The 26,752-nt window shown below is 43.8% G+C and carries 23 protein-coding genes; 15 read left to right on the forward strand and 8 right to left on the reverse strand.

Going from position 1 to position 26,752, the window contains the following annotated elements; translation table 11 throughout:
* Positions 1-228 precede the first annotated feature (228 nt).
* From FVR03_RS02775 to FVR03_RS02805, 7 genes are all read left to right on the forward strand, one after another.
* Positions 229-1,008, forward strand: a complete 780-nt coding sequence (locus FVR03_RS02775) for an SDR family NAD(P)-dependent oxidoreductase (protein WP_147920243.1) — start codon at positions 229-231, stop codon at positions 1,006-1,008.
* 185 nt (positions 1,009-1,193) lie between these two features.
* Complete coding sequence (locus tag FVR03_RS02780; RefSeq protein ID WP_147920244.1) at positions 1,194-1,847, forward strand: DsbA family protein; 654 nt, start codon at positions 1,194-1,196, stop codon at positions 1,845-1,847.
* A 359-nt stretch (positions 1,848-2,206) separates the two neighbouring features.
* Positions 2,207-2,566 (forward strand): DUF1801 domain-containing protein, encoded by a 360-nt coding sequence (locus FVR03_RS02785; protein WP_147920245.1) that lies wholly within the window; start codon positions 2,207-2,209, stop codon positions 2,564-2,566.
* Positions 2,567-3,346: 780 nt separating this feature from the next.
* Positions 3,347-4,030, forward strand: a complete 684-nt coding sequence (locus FVR03_RS02790) for a response regulator (protein WP_147920246.1) — start codon at positions 3,347-3,349, stop codon at positions 4,028-4,030.
* Positions 4,027-5,418, forward strand: a complete 1,392-nt coding sequence (locus FVR03_RS02795) for a HAMP domain-containing sensor histidine kinase (protein WP_147920247.1) — start codon at positions 4,027-4,029, stop codon at positions 5,416-5,418. The genes FVR03_RS02790 and FVR03_RS02795 overlap by 4 nt, the downstream gene beginning before the upstream one ends.
* 137 nt (positions 5,419-5,555) lie before the next feature.
* The gene (locus FVR03_RS02800; RefSeq protein WP_147920248.1) at positions 5,556-7,127 is read left to right on the forward strand and encodes a SulP family inorganic anion transporter; all 1,572 of its coding nucleotides are present in this window, start codon (positions 5,556-5,558) and stop codon (positions 7,125-7,127) included.
* A gap of 40 nt (positions 7,128-7,167) precedes the next feature.
* Positions 7,168-7,806, forward strand: coding sequence for a carbonic anhydrase (locus FVR03_RS02805; RefSeq protein WP_147920249.1), 639 nt, complete (start codon positions 7,168-7,170; stop codon positions 7,804-7,806).
* Positions 7,807-8,118: 312 nt separating this feature from the next.
* On the opposite strand, the gene FVR03_RS02810 is transcribed toward FVR03_RS02805, so the two are convergent.
* The 3 genes from FVR03_RS02810 to FVR03_RS02820 all read right to left on the reverse strand — a co-directional run bounded on the left by FVR03_RS02810 (position 8,119) and on the right by FVR03_RS02820 (position 11,484).
* On the reverse strand, positions 8,119-9,027 hold the full coding sequence (locus FVR03_RS02810) for a bestrophin family protein (protein WP_147920250.1): 909 nt from the start codon (positions 9,025-9,027) through the stop codon (positions 8,119-8,121).
* A gap of 138 nt (positions 9,028-9,165) precedes the next feature.
* Entirely contained in the window at positions 9,166-9,987 is an 822-nt protein-coding gene (locus FVR03_RS02815) for a universal stress protein (protein ID WP_147920251.1), read from the reverse strand.
* A 495-nt stretch (positions 9,988-10,482) separates the two neighbouring features.
* Entirely contained in the window at positions 10,483-11,484 is a 1,002-nt protein-coding gene (locus tag FVR03_RS02820) for an SWFGD domain-containing protein (protein ID WP_147920252.1), read from the reverse strand.
* 612 nt (positions 11,485-12,096) lie between these two features.
* On the opposite strand from FVR03_RS02820, the gene FVR03_RS02825 reads away from it, so the two are divergent.
* Positions 12,097-12,501 (forward strand): hypothetical protein, encoded by a 405-nt coding sequence (locus tag FVR03_RS02825; RefSeq protein WP_147920253.1) that lies wholly within the window; start codon positions 12,097-12,099, stop codon positions 12,499-12,501.
* A 233-nt stretch (positions 12,502-12,734) separates the two neighbouring features.
* On the opposite strand, the gene FVR03_RS02830 is transcribed toward FVR03_RS02825, so the two are convergent.
* Positions 12,735-15,188 (reverse strand): type IA DNA topoisomerase, encoded by a 2,454-nt coding sequence (locus FVR03_RS02830; RefSeq protein WP_147920254.1) that lies wholly within the window; start codon positions 15,186-15,188, stop codon positions 12,735-12,737.
* Positions 15,189-15,666: 478 nt separating this feature from the next.
* Between FVR03_RS02830 and FVR03_RS02835 the strand changes: the two genes are divergently transcribed.
* From FVR03_RS02835 to FVR03_RS02855, 5 genes are all read left to right on the forward strand, one after another.
* On the forward strand, positions 15,667-16,485 hold the full coding sequence (locus tag FVR03_RS02835) for a metallophosphoesterase family protein (RefSeq protein WP_147920255.1): 819 nt from the start codon (positions 15,667-15,669) through the stop codon (positions 16,483-16,485).
* 57 nt (positions 16,486-16,542) lie between these two features.
* Positions 16,543-17,112 carry a hypothetical protein gene (locus FVR03_RS02840; RefSeq protein WP_147920256.1) on the forward strand — a complete coding sequence of 190 codons (570 nt, stop codon included), beginning with the start codon at positions 16,543-16,545 and terminating at the stop codon, positions 17,110-17,112.
* Positions 17,113-17,133: 21 nt separating this feature from the next.
* Positions 17,134-17,355, forward strand: coding sequence for a DUF2905 domain-containing protein (locus FVR03_RS02845; protein WP_147920257.1), 222 nt, complete (start codon positions 17,134-17,136; stop codon positions 17,353-17,355).
* A gap of 492 nt (positions 17,356-17,847) precedes the next feature.
* Positions 17,848-18,576, forward strand: coding sequence for a YdcF family protein (locus FVR03_RS02850; RefSeq protein ID WP_255474034.1), 729 nt, complete (start codon positions 17,848-17,850; stop codon positions 18,574-18,576).
* Positions 18,577-18,767: 191 nt separating this feature from the next.
* Positions 18,768-19,448 (forward strand): DUF2461 domain-containing protein, encoded by a 681-nt coding sequence (locus FVR03_RS02855; protein WP_147920259.1) that lies wholly within the window; start codon positions 18,768-18,770, stop codon positions 19,446-19,448.
* A 3-nt stretch (positions 19,449-19,451) separates the two neighbouring features.
* Here FVR03_RS02855 and FVR03_RS02860 read toward each other — a convergent pair whose 3' ends face one another.
* Positions 19,452-20,618, reverse strand: coding sequence for a hypothetical protein (locus FVR03_RS02860; protein ID WP_147920260.1), 1,167 nt, complete (start codon positions 20,616-20,618; stop codon positions 19,452-19,454).
* A 465-nt stretch (positions 20,619-21,083) separates the two neighbouring features.
* Here FVR03_RS02860 and FVR03_RS02865 point away from each other — a divergent pair, with 465 nt between their 5' ends.
* On the forward strand, positions 21,084-21,584 hold the full coding sequence (locus FVR03_RS02865) for a peroxiredoxin (RefSeq protein WP_147920261.1): 501 nt from the start codon (positions 21,084-21,086) through the stop codon (positions 21,582-21,584).
* Positions 21,585-21,908: 324 nt separating this feature from the next.
* Here FVR03_RS02865 and FVR03_RS02870 read toward each other — a convergent pair whose 3' ends face one another.
* From FVR03_RS02870 to FVR03_RS02880, 3 genes are all read right to left on the reverse strand, one after another.
* Complete coding sequence (locus FVR03_RS02870) at positions 21,909-23,186, reverse strand: neutral/alkaline non-lysosomal ceramidase N-terminal domain-containing protein (RefSeq protein WP_255474035.1); 1,278 nt, start codon at positions 23,184-23,186, stop codon at positions 21,909-21,911.
* Positions 23,187-23,597: 411 nt separating this feature from the next.
* On the reverse strand, positions 23,598-24,872 hold the full coding sequence (locus tag FVR03_RS02875; RefSeq protein WP_147920263.1) for an asparagine synthetase B: 1,275 nt from the start codon (positions 24,870-24,872) through the stop codon (positions 23,598-23,600).
* A 246-nt stretch (positions 24,873-25,118) separates the two neighbouring features.
* Positions 25,119-25,673, reverse strand: coding sequence for a hypothetical protein (locus FVR03_RS02880; protein WP_147920264.1), 555 nt, complete (start codon positions 25,671-25,673; stop codon positions 25,119-25,121).
* A gap of 263 nt (positions 25,674-25,936) precedes the next feature.
* Between FVR03_RS02880 and FVR03_RS02885 the strand changes: the two genes are divergently transcribed.
* Positions 25,937-26,737: a rhomboid family intramembrane serine protease gene (locus FVR03_RS02885; RefSeq protein WP_147920265.1), complete on the forward strand. Its 801-nt coding sequence runs from the start codon at positions 25,937-25,939 to the stop codon at positions 26,735-26,737.
* Positions 26,738-26,752: the final 15 nt, after the last annotated feature.

The raw sequence follows: 26,752 nt of genomic DNA on the forward strand, positions 1-26,752 counted from the left end.
TTCTGAATTACGTAAAACCAAGGTAGCTGTGGCTTCTGTAGCATAATTCGTATAATAATTAAAGTCCACAGCCAAAGTGGATTTGCTGCATCATCAGGTCCTTCCTCGTTTCAATTAAGCGGTACACAATGGCAGAGGTGGAGTTGGAGAAGCACTGGAGCATTATTATATAAGCTTTAACTTACGAAGTTCAAAACTCCTATATACAGAGTATTACAAACTTATTAAATGCGGAAGTATTATAAAGACAAGACAGTTTTGGTTACAGGGGGAGCTCAAGGCATTGGTTTGGGTCTGGCACTAAAGTTTGCTGAGGCTGGCGCTGCAGTTATAGTGGCCGATATAGATGAAGAAGCCGGTGGCGAGGCTGTTGAGAGAATAAGAAAAGTTAATGAGAGGGTTCAGTTCCAGCTCTGTAATGTAGCTTTAGAAGAGCAGGTGGCGGCTCTGCTGGAACAAATAGCAGGAACCTACGGAAAGCTGGACGTACTCATTAACAATGCCGCACTTGCCGATCCGGTGGTAGCACCAATTGAGGCGCTGGATATGCAGATGTTTGATCAGGTGCTCGCCATTAATTTGCGTGGGCCTGTTCTTTGCGCCAAATATGCCGTACCACTGCTCCGGCTTTCGCAGCACCCTTGCATTTTAAATATTAGCTCAACGCGCGCTTTTATGTCGGAGGCGAACACCTTTCCTTATTCGGTATCGAAAGGAGGAATTGAAGCCCTAACACATGCACTTGCCATTAGTCTTTCTCAAGACGGGATACGGGTAAATGCCATTGCCCCAGGTTGGATCGAAACAGGCAACTGGCAAAAAAGCAGCCGACGCCAGGAACCAAACCACAGCCAGCAAGACAAGGAGCAACACCCGGTGGGCAGGGTAGGTGTGCCGTCCGATATTGCAGAGGCTGCATTATTTTTATGCTCCGACAAAGCTGGATTTATAACCGGGCAAAGTCTTATTATAGATGGAGGTATGTCTGTGAAAATGATTTATGTATAAGATGCTAATCTTTTGAAAAACAATCTGATATAATACATATAATTAATGCATATTAGCTACCTTAAGGCAGCATGTACAATACAGAGGAAGCGCCTGAAGCTGCCGCGTTAAGGAGGAGTAGCTTGTTTTTAAGTCAACCAAGTTGGCCGGCTGTACGATAAATAGAGGGTACTTATATTATAACCATGACCACAGCTCCTCAAACACCCACTATTCTTTATGTTACCAACCCTATGTGTGCCTGGTGCTACGGCTTTACACCGGTTATGCGGCGCTTGCGGGCTCTGTGGCACGGCCGGCTTAACATAAAAATACTCATTGGCGATATGCAGGCTTACGCGACCGAACCGCTCTTAGCATCCGAAAAAGAGCGCCTGGCAGTAAGCTGGCATCGTGTGCAGCAACGCGTCAACCTTCCGTTCGACTACCGCTTCTTCCTGAAGAGGTATTTTGTGTACCATACTGAGCCTGTATGCCGGGCCTTACTGGTGGTGAAACTACTAAGGCCCGTCCTGACGCTGGAGGTGCTCCGGGCGCTGCACTCTGCCTTTTTTGCCGATGGCCTGGATCTGACGAATCCTGATAATATTTACCAGGTAGTAAAATTGTTCGGGATTTCAGAGAATCTGTTTTTCGCCTTATATGAATCGGATGAAATAATGGAGCAGTTAGAGGAGGAGTTTAAGCTGGCAGAGCGTATTGGTGCAACAAGTTTCCCGAGTGTTTACCTCGAAACACAGCGCGGACCGGAACTTCTGGTAAAAGGTTTCTGTGACTTAGATTTTCTTGAGGATAAATTACTTCAGCATTTACAGTTCAGCAGAGTTAGCGGTTACTAGCTAGCCCTTGGCAATATTTAAATCTTATTTCTTCTGAAGGCCGTTTTCATTAGAATAATTGAGGTTAAAAGCAGTTGCAGGTTATGCGCCAACAAACCTGGGCTAATAAGCAGCAGTTGCCACTGCTGGTTAAACCTTATAGCTTGCTTTTTAATATTAAAAGGTTTAAGTAAAGCTTTAGTTTTGGGAAAAATTAAAAACAAACGTAAGTTAGTATTATAAACCTGAGATGGTTCTAATAAATTTAAAATCAGTTTAAAATTAGATAATGAAGAAAGGAGCAGAAGGTTTGCTAAATATTAGCAAATAGTTATATTTAGACATTCAAATAAATCAGTGTTTGCTGAGGAAACCAGTACATGAGAACTAAAACTACACCGAACCAGGTAGACCATTACCTGGATACGCTACAAGCCGACAAGTTGCCGCTCGCTATTAAGCTGCGAAACATTATACAGAATGCGGTGCCACATCTGGAAGAAACCTTTCGTTGGGACAACCCCTGCTATTTCTTTTATGGCCCGGTTTGCTACTTCGCCTCCTCGCGGAATTGCCTGCACCTCGGCTTCTTTAGAGGGGAGGAGTTAGATGATCCTGCCAAAAGGCTGGTGAGCAGGAAAGGAGGGTACCCGCACATCATTCTTCGTACTGAAGAGGACATAGACCAGCCTTATTTCGAAGACCTTATCCGGCAAGCTGTCACCTTAAACCAAAACTAATACTGCCAGGTACTGCTGCCACGCGCCAAGAGCCAGCGGAATAAACACTTTTTGGCTACACTTTATAAAGTATTCCACGAGCAAGGCAGGCACTCAGGTCGGAAGTCTTGACCAATTATTTAAATCAAAATAGCCTTCAGAAGCTAAAACAGCATTTTTGTGCCAAGGGTGTCCTGTTCTGCAGCAGGCTGCCTCCTTCGACTATAGCTTTTACAGCTGCCGCAGGAGTAGAGGAAAGCATGCTTTGTCTTTTTCTTATTTTCATGCTGGTGAGGTTATTCTGCCGAGTAGCCAAGGCATATCCATGTTCTTTTTTGGTGTTCGCTTTTCTACTGCCCCACACAAACTTCTTTGTTTTAGCAGCCAGTTTAACACAGCGCTACACTGGTAAGCATGGGTTTATATTTATTTTCCCAAGCAGGAGCCACAGCCCCGTTTAAACATCTGGTCATAAAAGATAGCTTAGGTTATTCACCTTCAAGTAGTTGGGTAAATACAATTCAGATGGCTTACCTCTTGCTACAGATTGCCATCCTTCTAAATTTCGGAAAAGCAAAAACATTTTTAGGCTAAGGTGATTTAATATACAACTTTGCCAGACCTACCGTTGTAGCTTTGTACACAAAATACTGGTGTCAGTTTTTTATTAGCTTATTAAAAAGTGTAATTTAAAAAACTGTTACGGCGGCTACTGATACACCTCTTAGGAGTTGCATGACCAGCTCGACAGCCTAACCAGCGCGTACCTAACCTAACTCTTACCCCTCAACAAAAAATTACATGAAAATACTACTGATAGAGGACGAACCTAAAGTAGCATCATTTATTAAGAAAGGACTGGAAGAACAGTCGTATGAAGTGGACCTGGCTTACGACGGCTTTTTTGGTGTTAAGCTTGCCCTGCAGCACGATTACGACCTTATCATACTCGATATTATTCTGCCAAATGCCAGCGGCCTCGACATCTGCCGCCAAATAAGAAAACAGAATCTGTCTGTATCTATTCTCATGCTGACCGCTTTGGGAACTACCGATGATAAAATTGTAGGACTAGACGCAGGGGCAGATGATTACCTGACCAAGCCCTTCGAGTTTAAGGAACTCCTTGCCCGCATCAGGGCACTTACCCGCCGCTCTGCAGATATAACCCCAGGCGAGAAACTGAACCTGAGCGACTTGGAAATGGACATGGTAAAGAAAACAGTTACCCGGGCTGGCCAGCAAATTACCTTAACTGCCCGAGAGTTCTCCCTGCTATACTACCTGCTACGCAACAAGGGGCGGGTGGTGTCGCGGGTAGATATTGTGGAGAACGTATGGGAGACATCTTTCGACACAGGGAGTAATGTAATAGATGTGTACATTAACTTCCTTCGGAAAAAAATCGATAAAAATTTCTCGCCGAAGCTTATTCATACATTGGTAGGCATGGGGTATGTGCTAAAAGACGATGGTGCCGCATGAAAATCAGAACAAAGCTGACGCTACAGTTTACTACCATTTTTGCTTTAATTCTGCTGCTCTTTTCACTGGTTATCTACTATTTTAACTCCCTCTACCGAAAAGATGATTTTTATGAGCGGATTGAGCGAAGGGCCCACGTAATTGCTACCTATGTGCTCGATGCCGATGAAGTAGATCCGAAGACGCAACAACGTAACCAGATCAGCTATTACCAGGAGCTGCCCTACGAGTCGGCTCATATTTACACGGCTGCCGGAGAACTTATATTCTCAAACGGGGACCAAGCCATACAGGTAAGCCCGGAGACAATCGAGAAAATAAAGAAGAAAGGGCAGGTAAACTATGAGGAAGGCGCAAGGCAGCTGGTTGGCATCACTTTTTCAGATAACCAGGGGCAGTTTGTAGTAGTGGCCTCCTCTGTAGATGCCTACAACCTACTGAAAATGCAATACCTGAAGTATATACTAATAGGTGGCTGGTTCGGCTCATTGGTAGTGGTGTTGCTTGCAGGTTGGGCTTTTGCCAAGGAGGCCTTACGGCCTATTACTAAGGTAGTAAGCGAGGTAGAGAAAATAAGTGCTTCGGAGCTGAACACCCGCCTGAGTAACGCCGATGGAAAAGATGAGGTGTCGCAACTGGCCCAGACCTTTAATAATATGCTTAACAGGCTGGAGCTGGCCTTCGATATGCAGCGTACCTTTGTGTCTAATGCCTCGCATGAACTACGTACCCCCCTTACTACCATGATAGGAGAGCTCGAGGTTGCCCTCATGAGCGACCGCGATCCGGCAGAATATAAACGGGTACTACAATCGAACCTCGAAGATGCCCGGCTGTTGACGGAGCTATCGAACGGCTTATTACAAATAGCGCAAGCCAGCATCGACCCATCTAAAATTAAAAAATCTTTTCTGCGTTTCGATGAGCTGGTGTGGCAGGCCCGCGATCAGGCCATAAAACGAAATCCGGCGGCCAGGTTCGATATCAATTTCAATAACTTCCCTGATGAAGAAGACCGGCTGGTGGTGAAGGGAAATGAGGCGCTACTGTTAATCGCTTTTTTAAATGTACTTGAAAATGCTGTTAAATTCTCGCCGGAAGGACATCATATTGTAGTTCTTATTTCTGTATCAAAGACCGATGTGCTTCTAAAAGTGAAAGATGAAGGCTTGGGTATTGCAGCGGCAGACCTAAAACATGTGTTCATTCCCTTTTTCAGAGCAGGCAACGTTCGTAACATAACAGGGCATGGCATTGGCCTCCCCTTAACAGATCGTATACTTAAGTTACATGCCGGGCACATTCGGATAGAATCTATTATAAACAGAGGAACAGAAGTAACCATTTCATTGCCACAGGCTTACGGGTTTATTCCTAACAAACCCTGATTTTAATCTCATTTTAATGTGTTTTTAATTTTGATTTAATGTGCTTAAGCTACTTTTAATTTTAAGCTGCAAAAGATTTTTACAATTCCATATTTTGCATTATTTTAATAAAAAATTTAGCATATTTTGTACATTTTATGAAGAATCCACATTTCACGCCCAACTATCTGGCGCATCTTGCAAAAGACATTCCATCCGGATTAGTTGTATTTTTTGTTGCACTACCCTTATGTCTTGGTATCTCGCTGGCCTCTGGTGCACCTCTTTTTGCCGGTTTGGTTACCGGAGTAGTAGGTGGTGTGCTGGTATCCTGGCTCAGTGGGTCCCAGCTTAGCGTAAGTGGGCCGGCAGCTGGTTTAACTGTTATTGTATTGAATGGTATTGCCACGTTGGGCTCTTATGAGGCGTTTTTACTGGCAGTGGTAATAGCAGGTGTTTTACAGTTAATTCTGGGCTTTGTGAAAGCTGGTGTTATTGGCCTATACTTTCCTTCGTCTGTTATTAAAGGTATGCTGGCCGCCATTGGTCTCATCCTGATATTAAAACAGATACCTCACTTTATGGGTGCTGATGAAGATTTCTTCGGAGAAATGACTTTCTTCCAGGCAGATGGCCGTAACACCTTCACTGAGATAGGATATGCTTTTTCTAAAATTCAGCTTGGCGCGCTTGTTATAGGTATTATAGCACTTGCTATTATACTGCTCTGGGATAATCCGAAAATTAAGAATCATAAGATCCTGAGCTTCGTTCCGGGAGCCTTACTTGCTGTTCTGGCTTCTATTGGCATAAATGCCTTGTTCCTGAATTTCTATCCGGCACTTGCTGTTTCATCTACTCACTTAGTGTCTTTACCTATTATTGATGGTTTTAACGGCCTTGTAAACGAACTATCATTTATGAGTTTCGACCAATTGACCAACCCTTCGTTATATGTTGTGGCCTTTACAATTGCCATTGTAGCCAGCCTCGAGACTCTATTAAGCGTCGAAGCAATTGATAAGCTTGACCCACACAAGCGCCGCACACCAAATAACCGTGAGCTTAAAGCGCAGGGTGTTGGTAATATTGTAGCTGGCTTGCTTGGTGGCCTTCCTATGACAGCCGTAATCGTACGAGGCTCTACTAACCTGGCCGCCGGCGCACAAACTAAAGTTTCTGCCTTTGTTCATGGTTTGTTCCTGGCACTTTCTGTACTCTTTCTGGCTGGTTTCATGAACCTGATTCCTTTGTCTGCTTTGGCAGCCGTACTATTAGTGGTTGGTTTCAAACTTACGAAACCAATGCTGTACAAGTACCAGTTCAAGCTGGGGCATGAGCAGTTTATACCCTTTATTGTAACTGTACTGGCTATTCTGTTTACTGATTTACTAATCGGTATCTTTGTTGGTTTGTCTATTGGTATATTCTTTATCCTGAAGGCCAATTACATTTCTCCTTACTTCTTCCATAAAGAGGACCACAAGAATAAAGAGGTTATCAGAATTAAATTAAGCGAGCACGTTTCTTTCCTGAATAAGGCAAGTATTATACTTACACTGGAGCATTTACCGAACGACAGCCATGTTATTATAGATGGTGGCAACTCCGAATACATTGATTATGATGTACTGGAGGCTATACAGAACTTTAAGAAATCGGCCCACGAGCGCAATATTTTTGTGGAGGTTATAAAAGTTGATGAGGTGCCTGTAACGGAAATGCATTAACAGAAACAGGTAAAGAGTATTTCACAGTTTAACTACTACAATGGATAGAATACTGAAGAACAACAAAGAATGGGTTGCACAAAAATTAGGTGAAGACCCTGACTATTTTAATAAATTAGCTGAGGGGCAGGAGCCAAGGTACCTCTTTATAGGCTGTTCCGATAGCAGGGTGCCTGCCAACGAAATTTCCGGTACCGGCCCGGGCGAAATGTTTGTGCACCGTAATATAGCTAACATGGTGGTACACACCGATGTGAATATGCTGTCGGTGCTGCAGTATGCCGTTGAGGTTTTAAAAGTTAAGGTAATAATTGTATGCGGCCATTACGGCTGCGGAGGTGTTGCCGCTGCTGCCGGAAACCAGCAATTTGGTTTAATAGATAACTGGTTACGGAACATAAAAGATGTTATCAGGCTGCATGAGGAGGAAATTATGGCCATTAATGATGAGAAAGCGCGGCACCGCCGTTTAGTGGAGCTCAACGTAATAGAGCAGGTACATAATCTTTCTAAAACATCCATCATCCAAAATGCATTGCAATCAGAGAATCCACCAAAGCTCTACGGATTGGTATACGATCTAAAAGAAGGATACTTAAAAGACCTGGAGGTGCAGGTAGATACGTTCAAGCAGTTTGACCACATCTACAGCTTTGCTGAGGAGAATATAGCAGAATAGTATTGTTACTGCGCCTTAATAAGAAGCTGTAATACATATATGAACACTGATACCGGCACTTAACGTAGGAGTTAATTATTCCTTATTTGAAAGGTCGATTAAATTAAGCAAAAAAGGGTTCTGCTGGCAGAACCCTTTTTTGCTTTGTAGTATTAATAATAATTTGGCAACAGCTCTACTTACCATGTATAGTAGGGCTTACTATTGTTTCTTGCTTCCATCAACTCATCAAATAGTTCAGCAACTAAATTATTCCAATAAAATACCTCTCCAAAAGCAAATAAAGCATTTTTCGCTCAAGGGTAAGTGTTTTTAAAGTACATAATAGCTGGTTGGCTGCAGTTTTTCAGGCACCTTCTGGTCGTTTATCATTTGTCGCAGGTTCCGTTCTATAGATCGTGCGATGGCTGTAACCGGTGTATCGGTGGGTTTGTTTTCAAATGGATCTTGTAAATGAATAGCCATTTTCTCTATAAGGAAGAAGGAAAGTGCTATCGTGATAACCATAGGAATCTCCATTATACCAAAAGAGTCCAGCAGGGCAAAGGGGAGTAGCAGTACAAAAATGAAAAGCGAGAAATGGATGTAGAGGCTGTAAGTAACCGGAAACACTGTATTTTTTATTCGTTCGCATTTCCCCATTGAGTCGCAAAGGCGGGTGAGGGTATCCTCCATTTCTACCTGTTGGTACTTGTTTATCTGGCCTTCTTCCAGCATGGTTTTCAGGTCGCGGCCGTGTAATTGTAATAGCGCATTGGGCACGTTATCGTGCCGGCTAACAAATGCCAGCTCATCGGGGCTAAGGTATTTGTTTAAACCTTCTATGGCTGGCTTGTTCCGCAACGACTGGCCCAGGCTATAGCACCAGGCTATTTGACGCATAGTAAACCTGTCCTGAAAATCTTTAACATTAACCGAAACATATGGGTCTGCCATAAAGTTAAGCAGCTGCCTGATGAGCGTGCGGGAGTCGTTTACAATGGCACCCCAAACTATGCGGGCTTCCCACCAACGATCGTATGCCTGATTCGATTTAAAAGCCAGCAGCAGCGAGAGCACCGTGCCTAAAACCATAGGAACACTGAGCGGAATATAAATATTAACTGTATGGAAGTATTTGTCCCAGAAACCAATAGCTGAGGCATATATAGCGACAAACAAAATTTCGTATTTAACCTTGCCGAATATATAGGAAATGGGAATATTTTTTTTCAGTAGCATAGTCTTTGTCTAGTATAAAGCGCACCTCTTTAAAAATTGAATTACCAGTTTCGCCTATCACCTACAACATGAAGTTAACTGTAAAGACGACCGAAAATGGAGCCTTTCATACACCGTAGGGTAAGGTTGGCATGATGGCTAACTTATGGTTAAGAATGGCACCCTTGTGTGTTTCGCTACATCGCTCGAAATTCTTTTGCGGGTAAAAATTGTATCGAAAAGATTTTTCTTTCGGCCAGTTACGAGCAGGTCTACTTTAAATTCTTCTACAAAGGTGTATACACCGCCTGTAAAATTGTTTTCCTGAAGTAGGTGAACAGAGCAATTAATGCCTTTGAGTTTTTCATTCATATAGACCTTGTTCAACACATACTCCAGTTTCTCCATATTTGTACCCGGCTTAAAAATAACCAGGAAGGTAACATAGTAATTTTTGGTAGAGGTGAGGTTCAGAAGAAGATCGTCTAGCAATAAGGTGTACTTGTCGTCAGTGTCAAGCACATAAGCTATTTTCCTGAAGTCAGTGGTTTCGGCATTATCAGGAATATAAAGTACCGGGCACGAAACATCTTTAACTAAAGAGCTGAAGGAATGATAGGAATCTTTCTCAGATATGGTAGTAGAGCTTACCGGGCTTAAAATAAGATCTATGTTGTTGTTATCTATAAAATTCTGAACCTTAATTGGGCTATCACCATACAAATGAATTACATGGAGGCTACTGATTTCAACGGCATATGATTTTCTGATTCTATCCAGTGTCTTATTGAAGGGAGTATTAATTTTCTCCAGACGCTCCTCCTCCCGCGGCAGCATTAACAATTCGGGTATAGAATCAGGTAAAGGAATTAAGTGCAGCAGATATATCTGACAAACTTCGCCTTTAAGTACCTGAAGTCCATATTTTATCAGGTTCAGCGATTGTATGGTTAAATTGGTAGGTATAACTATTTTTTTCACAGCAGAAGGAGTTTAGCAATGACACATTTATTTACGCTATGTCACAAATAGAACACTTTGCAATTAAACCCCAGTTAAAATAATGTTAAAATGCAATTAAAATTTCAGGCATATCTTTTTAATGTCGCTTTCTTTACTTAATATTCTAATTTTTAAGTTGCTTGCACGAATGTTAAAAAAAATAATATATTAAGATATTGAATAATGGGTATATGTACGAAGGGGGAGGAGCAGGAGAAAAGATTAATTCATAGGATATGCCCCGTCGTTTACTAGTGATTTTAATAAATTGTCTTAACACAGGTTCAATGACAGAGAACATAAAGAACCATAGAAATTTACTGAAAATTCTATTCATTAATTAAAATGGAAATCTGACAAAACTAGTCTATTGGTTTTGTTATATTATGATGTAAAAAAAGAGGCCGGCTGCAATTGCAGTCGGCCTCTAAAAAACTTCTATCAATTAAAGCTTCCTTAATTCAGCTGTGCCTCTTACCATTCGTAATCTCTTTTGGAAGAAGAGCCATAAGAGTAAGGAGGACCACTGTAGGTGTTAGAAGAGGATGACCTACCAGACCTGTAGGAGTTAGAGTCGTTATCGTAATCACGATCACGCATTTCGTCCATTCTTCTTCTTCTTTCTGCCTCTTCATCTCCGAACCAAGATTTTACCTCGTCTCCGGCGCGATCAAAGAAACCTCTGTCATCGTCCTGGTGTCGGTTGCGATCCCAATCGTTTTGGTTGCGATTACGATCCCAGCTGCGACTGCTATCATCTAAATGTCTGCTACTACCAGATCCATAGTTGCTGCTTCCGTAGGCACCGGAGCTTCCATAGCCCGCAGAGTTACCATAAGATGACGTAGATCCGGAACCAGAACCAGAACCATAGCGGTTGCCATAGTTAGAAGAACCCGTGCTGCCGGAACCAGAGCCGTAAGAGCCATAGCTTCGGTTCTGAGAGCTTCTGTTATAGTTGTTATCGTCGTCGTCGGTCATTCTATCCCAGGCGTTCGATACTTTGTTTTTAGTTCTATCCCAGGTATTTTCTATGCTGTCGCCGGCACGGTCCCAGCTGTTACGGTCAGAGTCGTGTCGGTTAGAACTCCAGTTATCGTCGTTTCTGGAGCCGTAATTACGCTGGCTGCTGCCAGAGCCGTAGTTGCTGCTGCCATAGTTAGAACCACCGTAGTTAGACGAACCAGATCTTGATCCTTGATTATAGTTACTTGAACCTTGATTAAAGTTGTTAGATGAGTTACCAGCTGATCTGCCGTAAGTAGATGTGCCACCGTAGCCAGAAGAGGCATGATGATCACGACCTGAACCCATTTCGCTCGATCCGCTACGGTCTTCGTTATGTCTGTGAGCGTTTCGGATACGACCATTGGTTAAATCGAATTCATCAGAATAATAATTTCTGGCTGAACCTCTGCTTTGGTTACGATTGTTTTCATTGAACGGGTTATAACCCGAATCTTCATAGCTTCTCATAGGTATTTGTTTAGGTTAAAAATAAATTTCAATTGAACAATGTCGCTAAAATTTCTTCATGCGACATGCTTTTTTACGAACGAAAAATCTTAAAGTTATTTAATTTAAGTCATGTGAGTATCTGCCTTTTGTTAAATTGAATAACAGGAGATGTGTGTTTGTCGAGTAACTGACCACCAGCTAACAACATCAAATTTTGCCAACCTTAGTAGCTGATTTTTAACTTAAATGGGCATAAAACTGCCATTTCTTCAGGTTTTAAATCTCCTGCAATCCTTATGTCTATGTCTCGAAAATTAAGTTATACCTGTTCTACAACTAATGATCATTTGTTCTTTATCTTTTCCATATAAATTGAACTATAGCTATATAGCTACTATCATAGGTTATAACTGCCTTTATCTTTCTTAAACAATATTATTATTTTGTAATAGTTAAAGGGAATGAATGTAATAAGTCTGATGTTGTAACGCTAAAATAACTTGCTATACCTGGCGTCTTCTTGGTTCTTGCAGAAGGAGCAGACGTTATGCAAAATGATCTGTTATAAATTTTGTTTACATCAATACTTTTAATGAATTTTAAGTCTAAAAACTTTTAAGCCAACCTTTTATGAAATTTAATGCATTACTGGCAGCTATAGTTGCCTTGTTGTGTTTTACTGCCTGCGAAGATATATTTGAGGATAAGAACGCGCCTGATGGATCTAAACCAGAAGTTAGGGTTTTAGCCCCGACCAGCAGCAGGAGCTATGCCATTGCTGAGGGCCTACCCATAAAATTATCGGTAATTGACAAAGACGAGATTAAAGAACTCAAAATTTTGGTAAAAGGGAGCTACGGTGAGCCAGACCTCATTAACTTTAGCAAGTATCCGGATGTGAAAGTGCTGGAGCTGGATACTATTGTGGGACAGCAACAGTTTGCACCAGGCACCTACACCCTCGAGATAACCGCCACCGATCACCGGTCTAACATCGCGTCGAAAGAGGTAAGTTTTAAAATCAAGAATCAGTAAACTTCATAAAAAAAGCGCCATAACCTGGCGCTTTTTTTATGTCTCTTTATTTTAGAACAAATCTATTAAGTGCAGGTAATCCTTGTATACCCTTGAGGTATTTTAGCTGAAAAAGCTTCTGAAGGCCAGTTTCATTCAAATAATTCACGCGTGGCATATCTTATACAGATTAATTCAAAGCTTCAACCCGTCCTGCGTCATAAGCCTTGTGGTTTTATCTCTATCTGGAACTTCTAGCTGAACTGATACACTACCTGCCCCTGCTCATTCAGGGTTAAGGCTGCATCGAAAGGCTGCCCTGTTTTAGCCGATACAAAGCCTTTAATCACAGGGGTTTTTCCTTTTAGCAGCAAATTACCTATTTGTTTTTCAGTAAGTGCTTTACCACTCATTTCAAAAGGAACCGTAAAATGGCACCCTTCTCTGAAACGGCTGCATCCAAAGGCAGCTTTGCCTTTCAGCACCCGACCTTGTTTGCAGCGGGGGCATTGGGCAAACGGATCTATGGCTTCAGCACTCTCAGCAATTTCTACTGTCACCTGATGCGCGTCGTTTAAAACTAAGCTGGCGTTAAAGCGATCACCTGCCGGGTTTTTAAAGCCTTTTATCACACTGGTTCTTCCTTTCTGAAGCAGTACCGAAACCTGCTTCTCAGTTAGCTGCTTGCCGTGCTGTTCTATAGGTATTAAAAAGCGACAGCCGTCTTTATACCTAATACATCCAAAAGCTTTTGACCCTTTTACAACATGACCTTGTTTGCAGGCGGGGCAGGCGCCAAGTTCAGCTGTTTCTCCGGTTGCTGCAGCTTTTGCAGGCTTTTCTGTTTTTTTTGTAGCTGATGGTTTGGTGGTTTTAGTAGCAGGTGGCGCTTCCTGAGGTTCCAGGGTAACGGTTGCCTTGTCGTATTTCACCTCCTGCACCAAACTAATGACAAATTGCTGCAGCTCCTGCAGAAAGGCATCCGATGCGAAAGAGCCGCTTTCGATCTGCCGCAGTTTTCGCTCCCATTGCCCCGTCATCTCTGCAGACTTTAAGGTTTGGTTTGGAATAACGCCTATCAGGTCAATCCCCATTTGAGTAGGGATAATCTTCTTTTTCTCTTTCCGGATATACTGCCGCTTGAACAACGTTTCGATGATAGCGGCCCTGGTAGAAGGTCGCCCTATCCCGTTTTCTTTCAGAGCCTCCTTCAGTTCATCGTCCTCCACTTGCCGGCCTGCTGTTTCCATAGAGCGCAGCAAGGTGGCTTCGGTGTACTCTTTCGGTGGGTTGGTCATTTTCTTGTCGAGCAGGGGAGCGTGCGGCCCATGTTCACCCTTTTCGAAGTGCGGCAATACACCAGTAGTTTCTTCTTCGTCTTTGCTTTCACCTTCTTTGGTGGCGGGCTCTGCCTTTATTTCTTCGGCACCATATAGCAGGCGCCACCCTGGCTCCAGAATCTGTTTGCCTTTTACCCTAAAGGCATAACCGGCTGACTCAGCCAATACCGTTGTGTTGCTGACGATACAATCCGGATAAAAAGCAGCCAGGAACCTGCGGGTAATTATGTCATACACACTCGCTTCACGGTCGTAAAGGTTTCCGGCTGCAGCACCAGTGGGTATAATGGCATGGTGGTCGGTTACTTTGTTGTTGTTGAAGACCTTTTTCGTTTTCCTGATTTTGTTCTCTAACAGCGGCGCCACTTCCTGCCGGTAGTTCGTCAGACCTTGGAGAATACCTGGTATTTTAGGATAAATATCGTCCGGAAGGAAAACAGTATCTACGCGCGGGTACGAAACAACTTTTTTCTCATACAGGCTTTGAACTGTCTTCAACGTTTCATCTGCCGATAAACCTAACCTGTTGTTGCATTCAATCTGTAGCGATGTCAGGTCGAAAAGCTTGGGCGGGCTTTCAATCCCTTTTTTAATCTCGACATCTGTTATGGTGAGTTCCTGTTCTTGAATAGCCGCTAATATTTGCTGGGCCTCTTCCTCTTTCTGAAACCGTCCGTTGGTGCTCGAAAAGGTGGTATCGCGGTACACTGTTTTTAATTCCCAGTAAGGTTGCGGCACGAAATTCTGGATTTCGTGGTGCCTGTTCACCAGCATAGCCAGCGTAGGGGTTTGCACGCGCCCGATAGAAAGTGTCTGACGACCTTGTGCATATTTCAAAGTAAACAAGCGGGTGGCGTTCAGCCCCAGGAGCCAGTCGCCGATGGCACGGCTTTTACCGGCCTGGTACAGCAAGTCAAATTCGGTTCCTTCGCGCAATTTTGCAAAGCCTTCCCGTATGGCATCTTCGGTGAGGGAAGATATCCAGAGACGCTTAAAGGGTTTCCGGTATTTTGCCTCCGTTAGCACCCAACGTTGAATCACCTCACCTTCCTGGCCGGCATCACCGCAATTAATTACTTCTTCTGCCTGGTCGAGTAGGCGCTGTATTACTTTAAACTGCTGTTCTATGCCTTTGTCTTTCATGAGCTTAATGCCGTAGCGTTCGGGTAGCATTGGCAGGTCGTACAGGCTCCAGCGCTTCCACTCCGGCCGGTAATCGTCGGGTTCGCGCAACTGGCAAAAATGCCCGAAGGTCCAGGTAACCTGGTAGCCATTACCTTCAAAATAGCCGTCTTTTCGGTTTTTCGCGCCAAGCACTTGCGCAATTTCACGGGCTACACTCGGTTTTTCAGCGATACAGACTTTCAAAGTTTCCGGTTTTTAAGCTTCAGTCAAAGAGCAAATTTAAGGTTTTATAAGCTATAATCCGAAAGTATCAGAAGTGGGAGGCGCAGAAGCTGTTTTGTTACTACCACTATAAGTAATTGCTGGCTACCACTTATTTTTTCTGACAAAAGTCGCAGGCCATAACATCAAGGTAATTAGCTAAACATTCAGGTTGATTATAACAAGCTATCGACTAATAGTTTAAACATTTATTTGTTTTGAGCAGGAGTAGAAGTGCTATTTATTTAGCCCTAAATTTATACTTTTGAGGAAGCCTCAGCGACCAGGCCCTTTGAATGAAGTTAATGTTACAGTACCAATTTTAACCGTTAGTTACTTAAAAAAGAGATACATATTCAGAAAATAGTCACGGTTCTGCAATAGAAGCCTCTATTATTGAAACATAGCGATAGTACTGTAGGTATAGCTTATTACTACCGCTTACACCCGCTTCTACACTATGAAAAATATATACTGTTACCGCACAACCTCCTGGTTGCTGCTCCCCGCTCTGTTGCTGGCATTGGCCGGTTGCGAGCTCTTTGAGTATAGTCCGTATGAAGTGCGGCTAAAACCTGAAGAAAGAAACATCAACGAACAGCACATCGCTCGGATTCTAGCGGAGCAGCCTTCTTCATCCGACACGCTAACCGTAGCCTTAACTGCCGACACACAAGGGTTTTATGCCGATAACGACGACATGGTGCACCATATGAACCACCGTGACGACATCGCCTTTGTACTGCACGCCGGTGATATAACCGACTACGGCCTCCTAAAAGAGTTCCGTTGGATTCACCGTAGTCTGGATCGCCTGCGAGTGCCTTATGTGGCTGTAATAGGAAATCATGATGCTGTTGGAAATGGCCAGGATGTGTACAGAGCTATGTTCGGTAAATTTGATTTCAGTTTTGCAGTGGGCTCTTCTAAATTCATTTTCCTAAACACAAACTTCCTGGAGTTCGATTTTAAAGCCCCAGACCTCGACTGGCTGGAGACACAACTACAGGATAGAGCCAGCTACAAAACTGTGTTTGTTGTGTCGCATATTCCGCCAACTAGTTTCGAATTTGGCGAACATAACAACGACCGTTACCAAAGGCTTTTAGAGAAGTATAATGTCAGTCTGTCTATTCATGGGCACACGCACCGTTATGATTTTTATAAAGTTGAAGAAGAAGGAGTAGACCACCTGACTGTAGCAACCACCAACGAGCGAGAGTACATGGTGATGCAAATCGTAGGAGAGCAGTTTAAACTGGAGCGAGTTAATTTCTAAAGCCCCATGGTGCAACGTCTGCTATTTAGTCTAGCTTCTTTTTTTCTACTTATAAACATGGCCTTTGGGCAACAGCAGGAAGAAGAGGATTATAGCCAGGAAAGCTTCAGGTCGGCCTGGTATGTGCCGAATGGGGCGGTTCTGCAGTTTGCCGGTAATATGGGTATGTTATCTGTTGGTCCTCATTATACCAGCCTCAACCAGCGTGTGGCGGTAGAGTTGCTGGCTGGTTTTGTGCCGAAGTTCCAAAGTGAGCAGAACCAGTACCTGCTGACACTGAAGCCAATTTACCAGCCTTTCCGGATCAAGTTGAAGTCGCGGCATAGTTTAACGCCATTAAGGGCCGGTATCGGATTTAGCTACCACTTTGGCGACCAATACAGTTTTTCGTGGCACGACTTATACCCGGATGGCTATTACTGGTGGTCTACGCGCCTCAGGATTCTAGGCTATGTGGGCTCGTCCGTTAATTTCGAGCTGAAAGATCGTACTAAACTTGTAAAAAACATTAGCCTTTATAGCGAAGCTGGCACATACGACCTGCTGCTTACCTCCCTGATAAAGGAAAGAGGTTTGCGCCCCAGGGACATCCTGAATGTTTCGCTAGGGATGCGAATTGGTTTTTAGGTGTATCAGATAACAAAGATTATGGCATCTACAGGAAAATTAATTGTTTTGGCAGGTGTTGCTCTGGTTGTAATTGGGCTGGTGGTGTGGCTGGCAGGCGACAAGTTAAGTTGGTTCGGCCAGTTACCCGGCGATATAAGGGTGGAGCGGAAGAACTTTAAATTTTTTGCACCCATTACCACCATGATCCTCCTCAGCATCTTGTTATCGCTTGTGCTGTGGCTGATCAGGAGGTTCTTGTGAGTTGCCGGAATTTGCCAAAATATCAGCTGTAAAGCAATTACATAAACCGACTTTTAGATATACAATGTAGATAAATAACTAATATTGACAAAATTAATCTGTAATTATCAAAGCTAAACTACAAGTGCATTCTTTATAAATATAGTTGGTGAATAACTATTTTTACTTCATCAACTTTGTCTGAAATGAAGTCTCAAGCGTTTTGCTTTAATCTTTTTGATGATGCCCTTGGATGAAAAACTGCCATTTTGCTTCTGAAGGCCTGTTTCATTAGAAGAATTGGTAAATCATTTAAAGATGCATCTGGATATTCCTGCATAAAGCTTATTTTTTAAAGAACCCTTTCTAACTTGCCTCCTTAAACAACCCTGTTGCAACTAAGAAGTGGCTACTTATTTTGCCACCTAACCGGTTTCAATTGCAGGAACAACAAAGCTTCATTCCCTGACCCCGATGTTTTTTATTCTTTCGAAGGTTCTACATTACTTTCTGATGCCTTTTATATGGGTGCTGGTGTTACTCTTGCTGGCATTTTTTCTAAAATCATTGCGCTGGAGAAAGCATTGCCTCACAGGAGCAATTTCCATTTTGCTGCTCTTTTCAAACCCTTTTTTAGCAAATGAGGCCTGGCGCACCTGGGAAGTAAAAGCTACGCCCGTGAGTGAAGTGGCGCACTACGATGCAGCCATCATACTGGGTGGCATCTCCTCCGGCAGTAGCTCAGTTCCCGACAGAGTGCATACCCGCAAAGGAGCCGATAGGGTGCTACACCCGCTGCAGCTGTATAAATTAGGGAAAGTAAACAAATTTATTTTGTCGGGGGGAGGTGCTACTTTATTAGGAAAAAACCCTGCTAGTGAAGCAGAGCACCTTCGGGAGTTGCTGCTGATAGCCGGAGTGCCTACAGATAGTATCTTGCTGGAGACTGAAAGTCGTAACACTCGTGAGAATGCCACTTTAACGGCAGCCTTGTTACAGGAGCACCCGGAGCTTCAAAAGCTGCTGCTGGTAACTTCAGCCTATCATATGCGACGGTCGTCCGGGTGCTTTGCAAAAGCTGGATTAAGCACCACTTCTTACAGCGCCGACTTCTACGCCGACGACAGAAGATTCACACCAGATGAACTCCTCATTCCTAGTATTCACGCCTTTACTAATTGGCACCTGCTGCTGCATGAGGTGACAGGTTATCTTATTTATAAGCTTTTAGGATACAGCTAACAACTTATTACCCTTGCATGCTTACACTACTTTTTTGCTTTGGAAGGCACTTTTCATTAGCATAATTTAGCTATCATGCTACAATAAGGTTTAACAGCAGGCGGTCATACAAAAAATTCTCTATTGCAATGAAGGTGCAAGCCGCAACGTTTTAACAACACACCAGTAAAAGCCTCTGAACTATAACTACCATGGCACGCACAATAGATTCCTCTACCTTAAGTTTTTTAAAAGAACTGGCTGAACACAATACCCGCGAATGGTTTGCGGAGCATAAAGCCTCATATGATCTGGCTCGTAAAAATTATATTGATTTTCTGGAGGAGCTTTTGACAGCCATGCAAGCCTTCGAACCTATTGCCTATGGGCAAAAAGGCAAAGACCTCGTTTTCCGGATATACCGCGATGTTCGTTTTTCTAATGACAAAAGGCCTTATAAAGACCATTTTGGCGCTTACATAGCAGATGGAGGCCGTAAATCGACGAAGCCCGGTTACTACCTGCACCTATCAGCCAACAACAGATCTTTTGTAGCCGGTGGTCTCTGGATGCCGCCTGCAGATGATCTGAAGGCGGTGAGGCAGGAGATCGATTATAACCTCGAAACCTTTAAAGATATAGTGGAAAGCAATTCATTTAGAAACTATTTTCCGGAGCTCTCGGGAGAACAGCTAAAAACCACTCCGAAAGGCTACGACAAAGATAACCCTGCCATTCAGTACTTGCGTTTCAAGAGCTGGAATGCAGTAAAGCCTTTGTCGGATAAGGAAGTTCTGAGCCACGATTTTATGGAGCTGGTGCTCGATGCATTTAAAACCGTGAAGCCACTGAACGATTTTCTGTTGCAGCCTTTGCTCGATGTAGGCAAATAGCGGTTAACCTACTGTTTTACCTTTCTGATGACTTTGTTTCGGCTGAAGGTTGTGGAGGATGCGGCGCTGCCTGTAAAGGTATATTTCCACTACGAGCCAGATTAACACCAGCGAGTATTCCAGCACTACAAAAAGCGCTTCCTGTTTCTCGTATCCCGGTAGGTAAAGCAGTATCACCATTGCTGTCCAGACGATGGCAAACCTGAAATGGCTGAGGCAGGTAAGCACCAGCAGCGGAACCAGCTGCCAGCTATACACCGTCCGGCTTAGGAGTAAGAAAATTGTTAGTACAGTTGCCATATACCCGGTTAGCCTGCGTAACGAGTGCAGCGCTTTAAAATAAGCAAGCAATACCGCTGCCACTGCCACGGTGCTTATCACCACCACTACCGGGAGCTGGCTGCACCCTGGGCCGCACATCTGGCTAAGCAACTGCAGCACCGGAAAAATACTGGCGTTAAAAACTTCTCCTTCAAAAGGAACCGCAACCGGAATAAAAGCATGTTGCCAGACTACCTGTTGCTGCACTAGCAGGTAAATTATAGCACCTGATCCTGATAAACCTATAGTGAACAAACCAAAGCATTTAAGCTTAATACGTTTGAGCAGCAATGGCAGCAGCAACAGGTGTATGGGTGCCAACGCTATAGTAAGAGCGAAAGCCAAACCAGCTAAGACATGTTTCTGGTAGTTCAGCAGGTACAAACTTAACAACAGGAAGAAAATAAGCCAGTTATAGGGGTGCAGGTAAAGCGTTAATGAAAGTATAACAACTGGGTTTAAGGCATACCAAAGCAGGTGCTTATCTGGCAGCCCCATTTTACGGAGAAGCCTTAGCAGTAGAAGAATAGAGCCGAACTCACCAAGTATCCAAAAGGCCCGCACACCATAAACGGAGCTACTAGTTAATGATTGCCACCAAAGCTCTTGTGTAGCGACAGGATAAGCAGGCAGGGCGAACAGCAGCAATGCCCTAAAAGCCATTGCTGTGCCAATCCCAAACCAGACAGAACTCTTGTGCTGCGTTAAGTAGAGATAGCAGGCAAAAATACCCGCATAGAGCGGCAGAAGCCACCCATTTAGGGGCGCCGGCCTAGTATAGGCCAGCAACAGGTAACCTACAGCAGACAAACCAGCCACTACCCAAACTTTTTTATGTGATCCTGTCATGAATCAGATGGTTTACTTTAACAATACATTAAAGCAAATTGCTACAACATAGCGTTTTTCTATATATACCTTTACCCGCCTGGAGAGTTTAATTTACCCTTATAGAACCGTTGGAAGGTCCGAGTTAAAAGAATGTATATTTGAAGTAAGAGGCTTATTTTAAGATGTTTAAGTGATAATTTTAAACTATAGCTCTAAATTCATACGAGGATTAATCTGCCAAAGGAGTACACTTATTAGATTTTAGATCCTAGGCTTATTTGTTTGTAGCTTATTGAACAAATTAATTTTAAGCTATTAGATTTTACAAGTTTTAATGTGGAGAAAGGGAGCTTATTTGGCGGGATCTTCTGTTATAATTTCAACAATAAAGGCACTTGTTTACTTTTTAAGTTGTTTGTACTTAAGTTTGTAAATCGAAAACATTTTTCGATGATATTCTGGACTTCAGACGGAAGATTTATAATGAGTGAAATAGTAAAAGTTGGTGACAAAGCACCTGATTTTGAGTTGCAACGACAGGATGGTGGCTTTTTTAGACTTTGTGAAACGCTTAAAGGCAAAAATGTTGTCTTGTATTTTTACCCGAAAGATAACACCTCTGACTGCACAAAGCAGGCTTGCAAATTTCGTGATCAGTATGAGGTGTTTCGGGAACAAGGCGCTGAGGTAGTAGGAGTGAGCTCCGACAGTTTGGATACGCATCAGCGGTTCGAGAAAATTCACCATTTGCCCTTTCTGCTCCTCAGCGACAAAGGTGGTAGCGTAAGGAGCCTCTACGGAGTACCCCGGTTTTTGGGCATTATGCCAGGGCGTGCTACTTACATTATCGATAAAAAAGGTATTGTGCGGCATGTGTTCGACTCCAGTACCAAACCACTGGAGCATGTAAACAAGGCCCTGGAAGTACTGAACCGGCTTAACCCGGAGCAGGAGACGCACAAAAAATCAAAAGCAAAGGCATAGACACCAAAAAGCTCCTGCAGTAACACTGTGCAGGAGCTTTTTACTTTAGGAATATGCTAGTTGGTAAAAAGTTTTAGCTATAACTATCTACAACGTCTTCACTTATCAGAGTTCCAAATAGTAGTTCCCGGAAAATCGAAAAACCATGTGATAAATGGCTTCTTAACTTTTCAGAAATAGAATTTGTATAGCACCAGCAACTGCAGCTAAGCTTCTTTACATCGGTAAGGCTGAAAGTGGTTAAGGTGCGAAGCTCCCTTGAGCATTTGATAGCAGTAGATGCTTTCCGGCACATTACCTCAGGAGTCGCATCAGTAACTTACTTTACTTCTGCTCATGCAGCCGGAGCAGGCGCTGTAAAATTTCTGTCAGGTAAGTGCCAGTATAGGGACCGTAAAAGTTCATGTCGCGGGTTTCGTATTTTTTAAGTGGATAATGTTCTTCTGGAGTTATATAGCCTATGTAGCCACCGTTAAAGCCTGTAACAACTACTTCTTTATTGTGTTGTTGAGCCGCTGGCTGCAACTGTTTCATATACTCACCAGAATAATCGGCAGGCACTCCGAGTAATACCATGCTACCGATTTGGAGGCTGCTAACGTAGGCTCCATAATTGCCAAATACCGTCCTGAACAGGAAAGGAGCAAAACGGTGAGTATCGCCGGAGCGCCATTGTGTGGCTGGTAATTCAAAAGGGACACGGGCATAACCTAGCGTCTGCTGATAGGCCATCGGTACTGATTTTTCTGCGGCTAATAATTTGCTGGCTAATTGCCGGCCTACGGCTTCGGTACTACTGAATGAATCGCCATGAGGGGCTTTGGTCTGGTGGCTTGCAACTGCACCTGCGGCAAATGCAGCAAAATCGACCTGCGTTTCCAGAGAGTCGACTAAAGCGCCTGGGTAGTCGCGGGAAAGGATAGGTTGCATGGAGGGCAGAATAGTAGGATGGGCTGAGAAGCTGCAAAACAGGGCTGTTGCTCCTCCTTTCTGCTCAAATTTTAAAAAACGCATGGTTGTATCTAATGCCGCAGCATCGCCGGTGAGGCGGTTGGCCACAAGTTCGGCCGCATAAATTTCGCCGTAACCAACCCTGGCAGGTTGCTGATTTGCTTTTGCCAGCACAAGACTTTCCAAAATACGATCAACGGTGGCTTGCACAATTTTTCTATCGTATTTACCGGCCATGATGCGTCCCATTAGTTTTTTTCCCCAGCCGCCAAAGCTGGTATGAGTGTGCGTAGCTGTCAGGTATACCTGCTCTGGCTGTAGCCCCAGATTAGGGTAGACTTTTTCTAAGGCCTCTGTAACGGCCATGGGTGTTATAAGCAGGTCGAGTGCTACCAGGTAAGCCTGACTTTTACCGTTGTTGAAGGCAAAGGTGCGGACATAGGCTGAGTCATGTACGGAGGTATATTTCATGCCGCGCCGCTTGCCGTAACCGGCGAGCGGATTGTGGCGCGGCGGCGTCATATTCACCTTGGCCCAACCAACCTGAAGGGTATCTGCCGTGGTAATGGTAGGCCCCTGATGCTCCAGCGCCTGTAGCGTTTGCTGGTAATAAGAGCTTTCCTGGTATGGCGAAAAATCAATTTGCTGCACTAAGCACGATTGCAGCAGCAGGCAGAGAAAAAGGCATGATACATTATACTTAAGGGATGCTGTAAAAGGCATAACTGGTGAATAAACCAATGTAGGATCAAAATAAGCAACCTGAAACTACTATAATTAATCCAATAATCCAGGATTAAGCCATCACTTTCTATCTTTAAACCTTAAAGGATGTTATTTCAGAGGCTACGGTTATTCAGTACATTAGCAAACACAGGAGGAAGAGAAGGTAGCAAACTTTAAATAAGTCACATTTAGTTTTTTATCAGCTACCGGCTGACCAATTATAAGTTCGTGTAGGTGTTGTAAAGCAGCAGACGCTTTGAACCCTACTACCCAATTATTCTAATGAAATCATCCTCCCAAAGGATCTTGATTCAAAAAGTGTCAAGGGTATGCCTGTCAGGTTTTTGGTTTTTTCTTTTTGGCAGCCGGGAAAAGGATGTTGTTCAGAATCAGTCGGTAGCCTGGAGAGTTTGGGTACAGACTTAAGTCGGTCGGGTAATGGCTTCCACGGGCCTGGTAGGCTTCCGGATCGTGGCCTCCATAAAACGTCCAGGTGCCTTTGCCTACAGTGCCGTTCATGTACCGCACTTCGTTTGCTGCCTGCAACTCGCCCATTATGTTTACCTCAGGCTTTACCTGTTCTTTTTTGAAAGCAGTCGTCTGGCCCATAAACCCTTTTATGGTTTTGCTGTGGTTCTGGGTTAACATGGTCGGAATCGGGTCCCATTTGGCAGAAAAGGTGAAGAGCGAAAAAAAGTCATTTTCTTCGTCAATGCCTCTTTCCCAGCGTTGGTTGTCGATGCTGGAAAACCCGCGGTCGTAGCCGTTCTGGCTAATAACAAAATTGTGGAATGCAAATGTTTTAGTAAAATCCAGCTTTTGTTGTGCATCCGGGTCAATGCCATCTCCGTCGTAAAGCTCATCGACAATATCTACTCCCTCAGCGGCCAGTGCAATATCGTATGTGTCGGTGGCGGAGCACATGGCAAACATAAAGCCTCCACCGGCTACAAACTCTTTAATGCGCATTGCCACACCATGCTTCATCTGCGATACTTTGTCATAGCCATATTTAACGACCAGCCGCTGGGCCTCCTGCTGTTCTGCCAGAAACTTATCTCTGCCGCGTCGCCGACCGATTGAACGGCCATATTGGCCGGTAAAGTCCTCGTGGTGCAAGTGCAGCCAATCGAAGTTCAGCAGCTTCTGTTCCAGCACTTCCTCATCAAACACAAGCTCGTACGGAATTTCGGCATAAGTGAGCACCAGGGTAACAGCATCTTCTCCAAACTCAGCCATAGGAGGGGAGTATACGGCAATTTTTGGCACCTTTTCCAATTTCATCACATCCATGTTAGCGTCAGGGTGAGCGATCTGACTTATAATCTCTTGGTAGGCAGCATCAGAGAGCACCTGGTAAGATACTCCTCTTGCCAGAAGTTCTTTTTCAACAGGTTCGGCCTGCCGGAAAGCGAAGCTACCTCCTCTGTAATTCAGTAGCCAGTCTACTTCCTGTTCTTTTTGCAGTACCCAGAAGGCAATGCCATAGGCTTTCAAATGATCTTTTTGAGCTACATCCATGGGCACCAGAATTTGAGCAGCAGGAGAAACTAATGGCTGCAAAATCCAAAATGCTATTACAAACAGGCTGGTTATAAGTCGGATACTCATGGAGGATAGCCTTTATGATACAATATCGAATATAACGAAATATCTGGAAATAAGAAGGATACACTTTCAGAGAGTGATGCACAGGCTACAGAAATACCTTATTGCAAGTATGCAAAAAGATGCTGCCAGGTACACCAGGTGGAGAGTCTGAAAAAATGTGAGATGGCTGCCAAAAAACTCGGACAGCTTTACCTGTTATTACGAACCGAAAATTCTGATGTTGTAGATATGTTGAAGTCGGGTCGCTTAAAAAAAGAAACTCATAAGCAGCAGCAGTAAGGCTGCCGCATGCAAAAAATTAAGGGCAATCATAAGCTTCCTGTCTACGGTGTTATTGCGGTAATACAGCAGTGCGTAAACGCTGTCCACTACAAGGCTACTCACGACAATAGCCAGAAAAAGGCTGGAAGAATGGTAGGTAACGGCTTCTGTATGGAAATCTTCGGCATACACAGTAAACAAGTAGCTGAACTGGAACAAGCAAAACAAATTGTAGCTAATGCCAATAAGAGGAGACCACTTTTTTACCCACAGCACCAGTACCGCCTGCAATACCAGGCGTGCATAAATCATTAATCCGAAAAACCTGATGCTGCTTAAGTTGCCTGCAGGAAGATTTTCCTCGAAAGCCAGTACAGGAGTTAAGATCAGGTACAGATACACCAGAAACGTAAGCCAGGCTGCATAAGGAGCATCGGCTGTGGGTGATAGGTGAGTCTGCCGCTTTCTTACAAACGCGTAAATTGGCAACAGCACCAAGAGGCCAGCCACAGCGAATGTTTTAGTATAGATAGAATACATACGAGGCGTTTAATAATGCAGACAACGGAAATAACTCCTATTAGAATCAGCCGTTTGATCTTTATGCCGCCAACGGATGATAAAGTCTTTAGAAGTTTTACTAATCTCTATTCTGAAATTGCAGCACTATTCATATATATGGATTCAGGGTGCATTTTGTTTCGGTTCCTCTGGTAGCCTCTCCTGTACTTTCAAAAGAAACCTTAACTTTACACAACCACTCTTTTAATTTTACGCCGCTACAGCTAAACTCTACATGTAACATGAAACCATTGCAGGAGGAAAGTGACCGGTTTGCTTACAGCTTTTTACCAGGAGCGTTGTTTGTCGGTCTGCTTTGGCTTATTAAGCTGATGGAGTTCCTGACAGATGCTCATTTGGTTTGGCTGGGAGTTTTACCACGTAGGTTTTTCGGATTAATTGGGGTGGTTACCAGCCCGCTCATTCATGGTGGTGTACCGCATTTACTTTCAAACTCTTTTCCGCTGGTGCTGCTAACGGGGCTCATTATTTTTCTGCATAGGCGTGTAGCCTGGCAAGTGTTAACCGTGTGCTATGTTGGCAGTGGTTTGCTAACCTGGTTTATTGGCCGCCACTCTTACCACATTGGTGCAAGTGGGGTTGTGTACGCCATGGTTGGCTATCTGTTTTTCCTGGGCATGTTCAGGCGCGACAGAAGCGCACTGGCAGTTTCGCTGGCCATCCTGTTTTTGTATAGCGGCTTTATCTATGGCCTGTTCCCAAACGAAGAAAGAATTTCGTGGGAGGGGCATTTAGGTGGCATATTGGCTGGTTTGCTGGCTGCCATCGTGTTTGGCAGCGGCATGCCCGAACCCGAACCCGATCATGAGGAACTACTACCGCTTAGCCCGGACCAGAAGGAGCTACAACAGCAACATCTTAGCAGCACCTACACATCAGGCAGCGAATTACCGTTCTACATTCAATATAAAATAGCCAATCCTGATCATAAAACCTCCTACCACCATCGATATTACTTAAATTCTACATCAGGCATGGTAGAAGCCCCAACTCAAGCACCTGTTTCTACGTCTAGTGGTTAAACAACAAGTTTAGGT

It is taken from the genome of Pontibacter qinzhouensis (assembly GCF_008017455.1).
GTDB classification, from domain to species: domain Bacteria; phylum Bacteroidota; class Bacteroidia; order Cytophagales; family Hymenobacteraceae; genus Pontibacter; species Pontibacter qinzhouensis.

Excerpts from the sequence above, each read along its gene's own strand:
- FVR03_RS02825 (WP_147920253.1), top strand. The coding sequence starts at position 12,097 with ATGAAATTTAATGCATTACTGGCAGCTATAGTTGCCTTGTTGTGTTTT.
- FVR03_RS02860 (WP_147920260.1), bottom strand. The coding sequence starts at position 20,618 with ATGACAGGATCACATAAAAAAGTTTGGGTAGTGGCTGGTTTGTCTGCT.
- FVR03_RS02820 (WP_147920252.1), bottom strand. The coding sequence starts at position 11,484 with ATGAGAAGCTATGAAGATTCGGGTTATAACCCGTTCAATGAAAACAAT.
- FVR03_RS02845 (WP_147920257.1), top strand. The coding sequence starts at position 17,134 with ATGGCATCTACAGGAAAATTAATTGTTTTGGCAGGTGTTGCTCTGGTT.
- FVR03_RS02865 (WP_147920261.1), top strand. The coding sequence starts at position 21,084 with ATGAGTGAAATAGTAAAAGTTGGTGACAAAGCACCTGATTTTGAGTTG.
- FVR03_RS02795 (WP_147920247.1), top strand. The coding sequence starts at position 4,027 with ATGAAAATCAGAACAAAGCTGACGCTACAGTTTACTACCATTTTTGCT.
- FVR03_RS02840 (WP_147920256.1), top strand. The coding sequence starts at position 16,543 with ATGGCCTTTGGGCAACAGCAGGAAGAAGAGGATTATAGCCAGGAAAGC.
- FVR03_RS02850 (WP_255474034.1), top strand. The coding sequence starts at position 17,848 with ATGCCTTTTATATGGGTGCTGGTGTTACTCTTGCTGGCATTTTTTCTA.
- FVR03_RS02885 (WP_147920265.1), top strand. The coding sequence starts at position 25,937 with ATGAAACCATTGCAGGAGGAAAGTGACCGGTTTGCTTACAGCTTTTTA.
- FVR03_RS02835 (WP_147920255.1), top strand. The coding sequence starts at position 15,667 with ATGAAAAATATATACTGTTACCGCACAACCTCCTGGTTGCTGCTCCCC.
- FVR03_RS02805 (WP_147920249.1), top strand. The coding sequence starts at position 7,168 with ATGGATAGAATACTGAAGAACAACAAAGAATGGGTTGCACAAAAATTA.
- FVR03_RS02810 (WP_147920250.1), bottom strand. The coding sequence starts at position 9,027 with ATGCTACTGAAAAAAAATATTCCCATTTCCTATATATTCGGCAAGGTT.
- FVR03_RS02875 (WP_147920263.1), bottom strand. The coding sequence starts at position 24,872 with ATGAGTATCCGACTTATAACCAGCCTGTTTGTAATAGCATTTTGGATT.
- FVR03_RS02855 (WP_147920259.1), top strand. The coding sequence starts at position 18,768 with ATGGCACGCACAATAGATTCCTCTACCTTAAGTTTTTTAAAAGAACTG.
- FVR03_RS02790 (WP_147920246.1), top strand. The coding sequence starts at position 3,347 with ATGAAAATACTACTGATAGAGGACGAACCTAAAGTAGCATCATTTATT.
- FVR03_RS02780 (WP_147920244.1), top strand. The coding sequence starts at position 1,194 with ATGACCACAGCTCCTCAAACACCCACTATTCTTTATGTTACCAACCCT.
- FVR03_RS02800 (WP_147920248.1), top strand. The coding sequence starts at position 5,556 with ATGAAGAATCCACATTTCACGCCCAACTATCTGGCGCATCTTGCAAAA.
- FVR03_RS02785 (WP_147920245.1), top strand. The coding sequence starts at position 2,207 with ATGAGAACTAAAACTACACCGAACCAGGTAGACCATTACCTGGATACG.
- FVR03_RS02775 (WP_147920243.1), top strand. The coding sequence starts at position 229 with ATGCGGAAGTATTATAAAGACAAGACAGTTTTGGTTACAGGGGGAGCT.
- FVR03_RS02880 (WP_147920264.1), bottom strand. The coding sequence starts at position 25,673 with ATGTATTCTATCTATACTAAAACATTCGCTGTGGCTGGCCTCTTGGTG.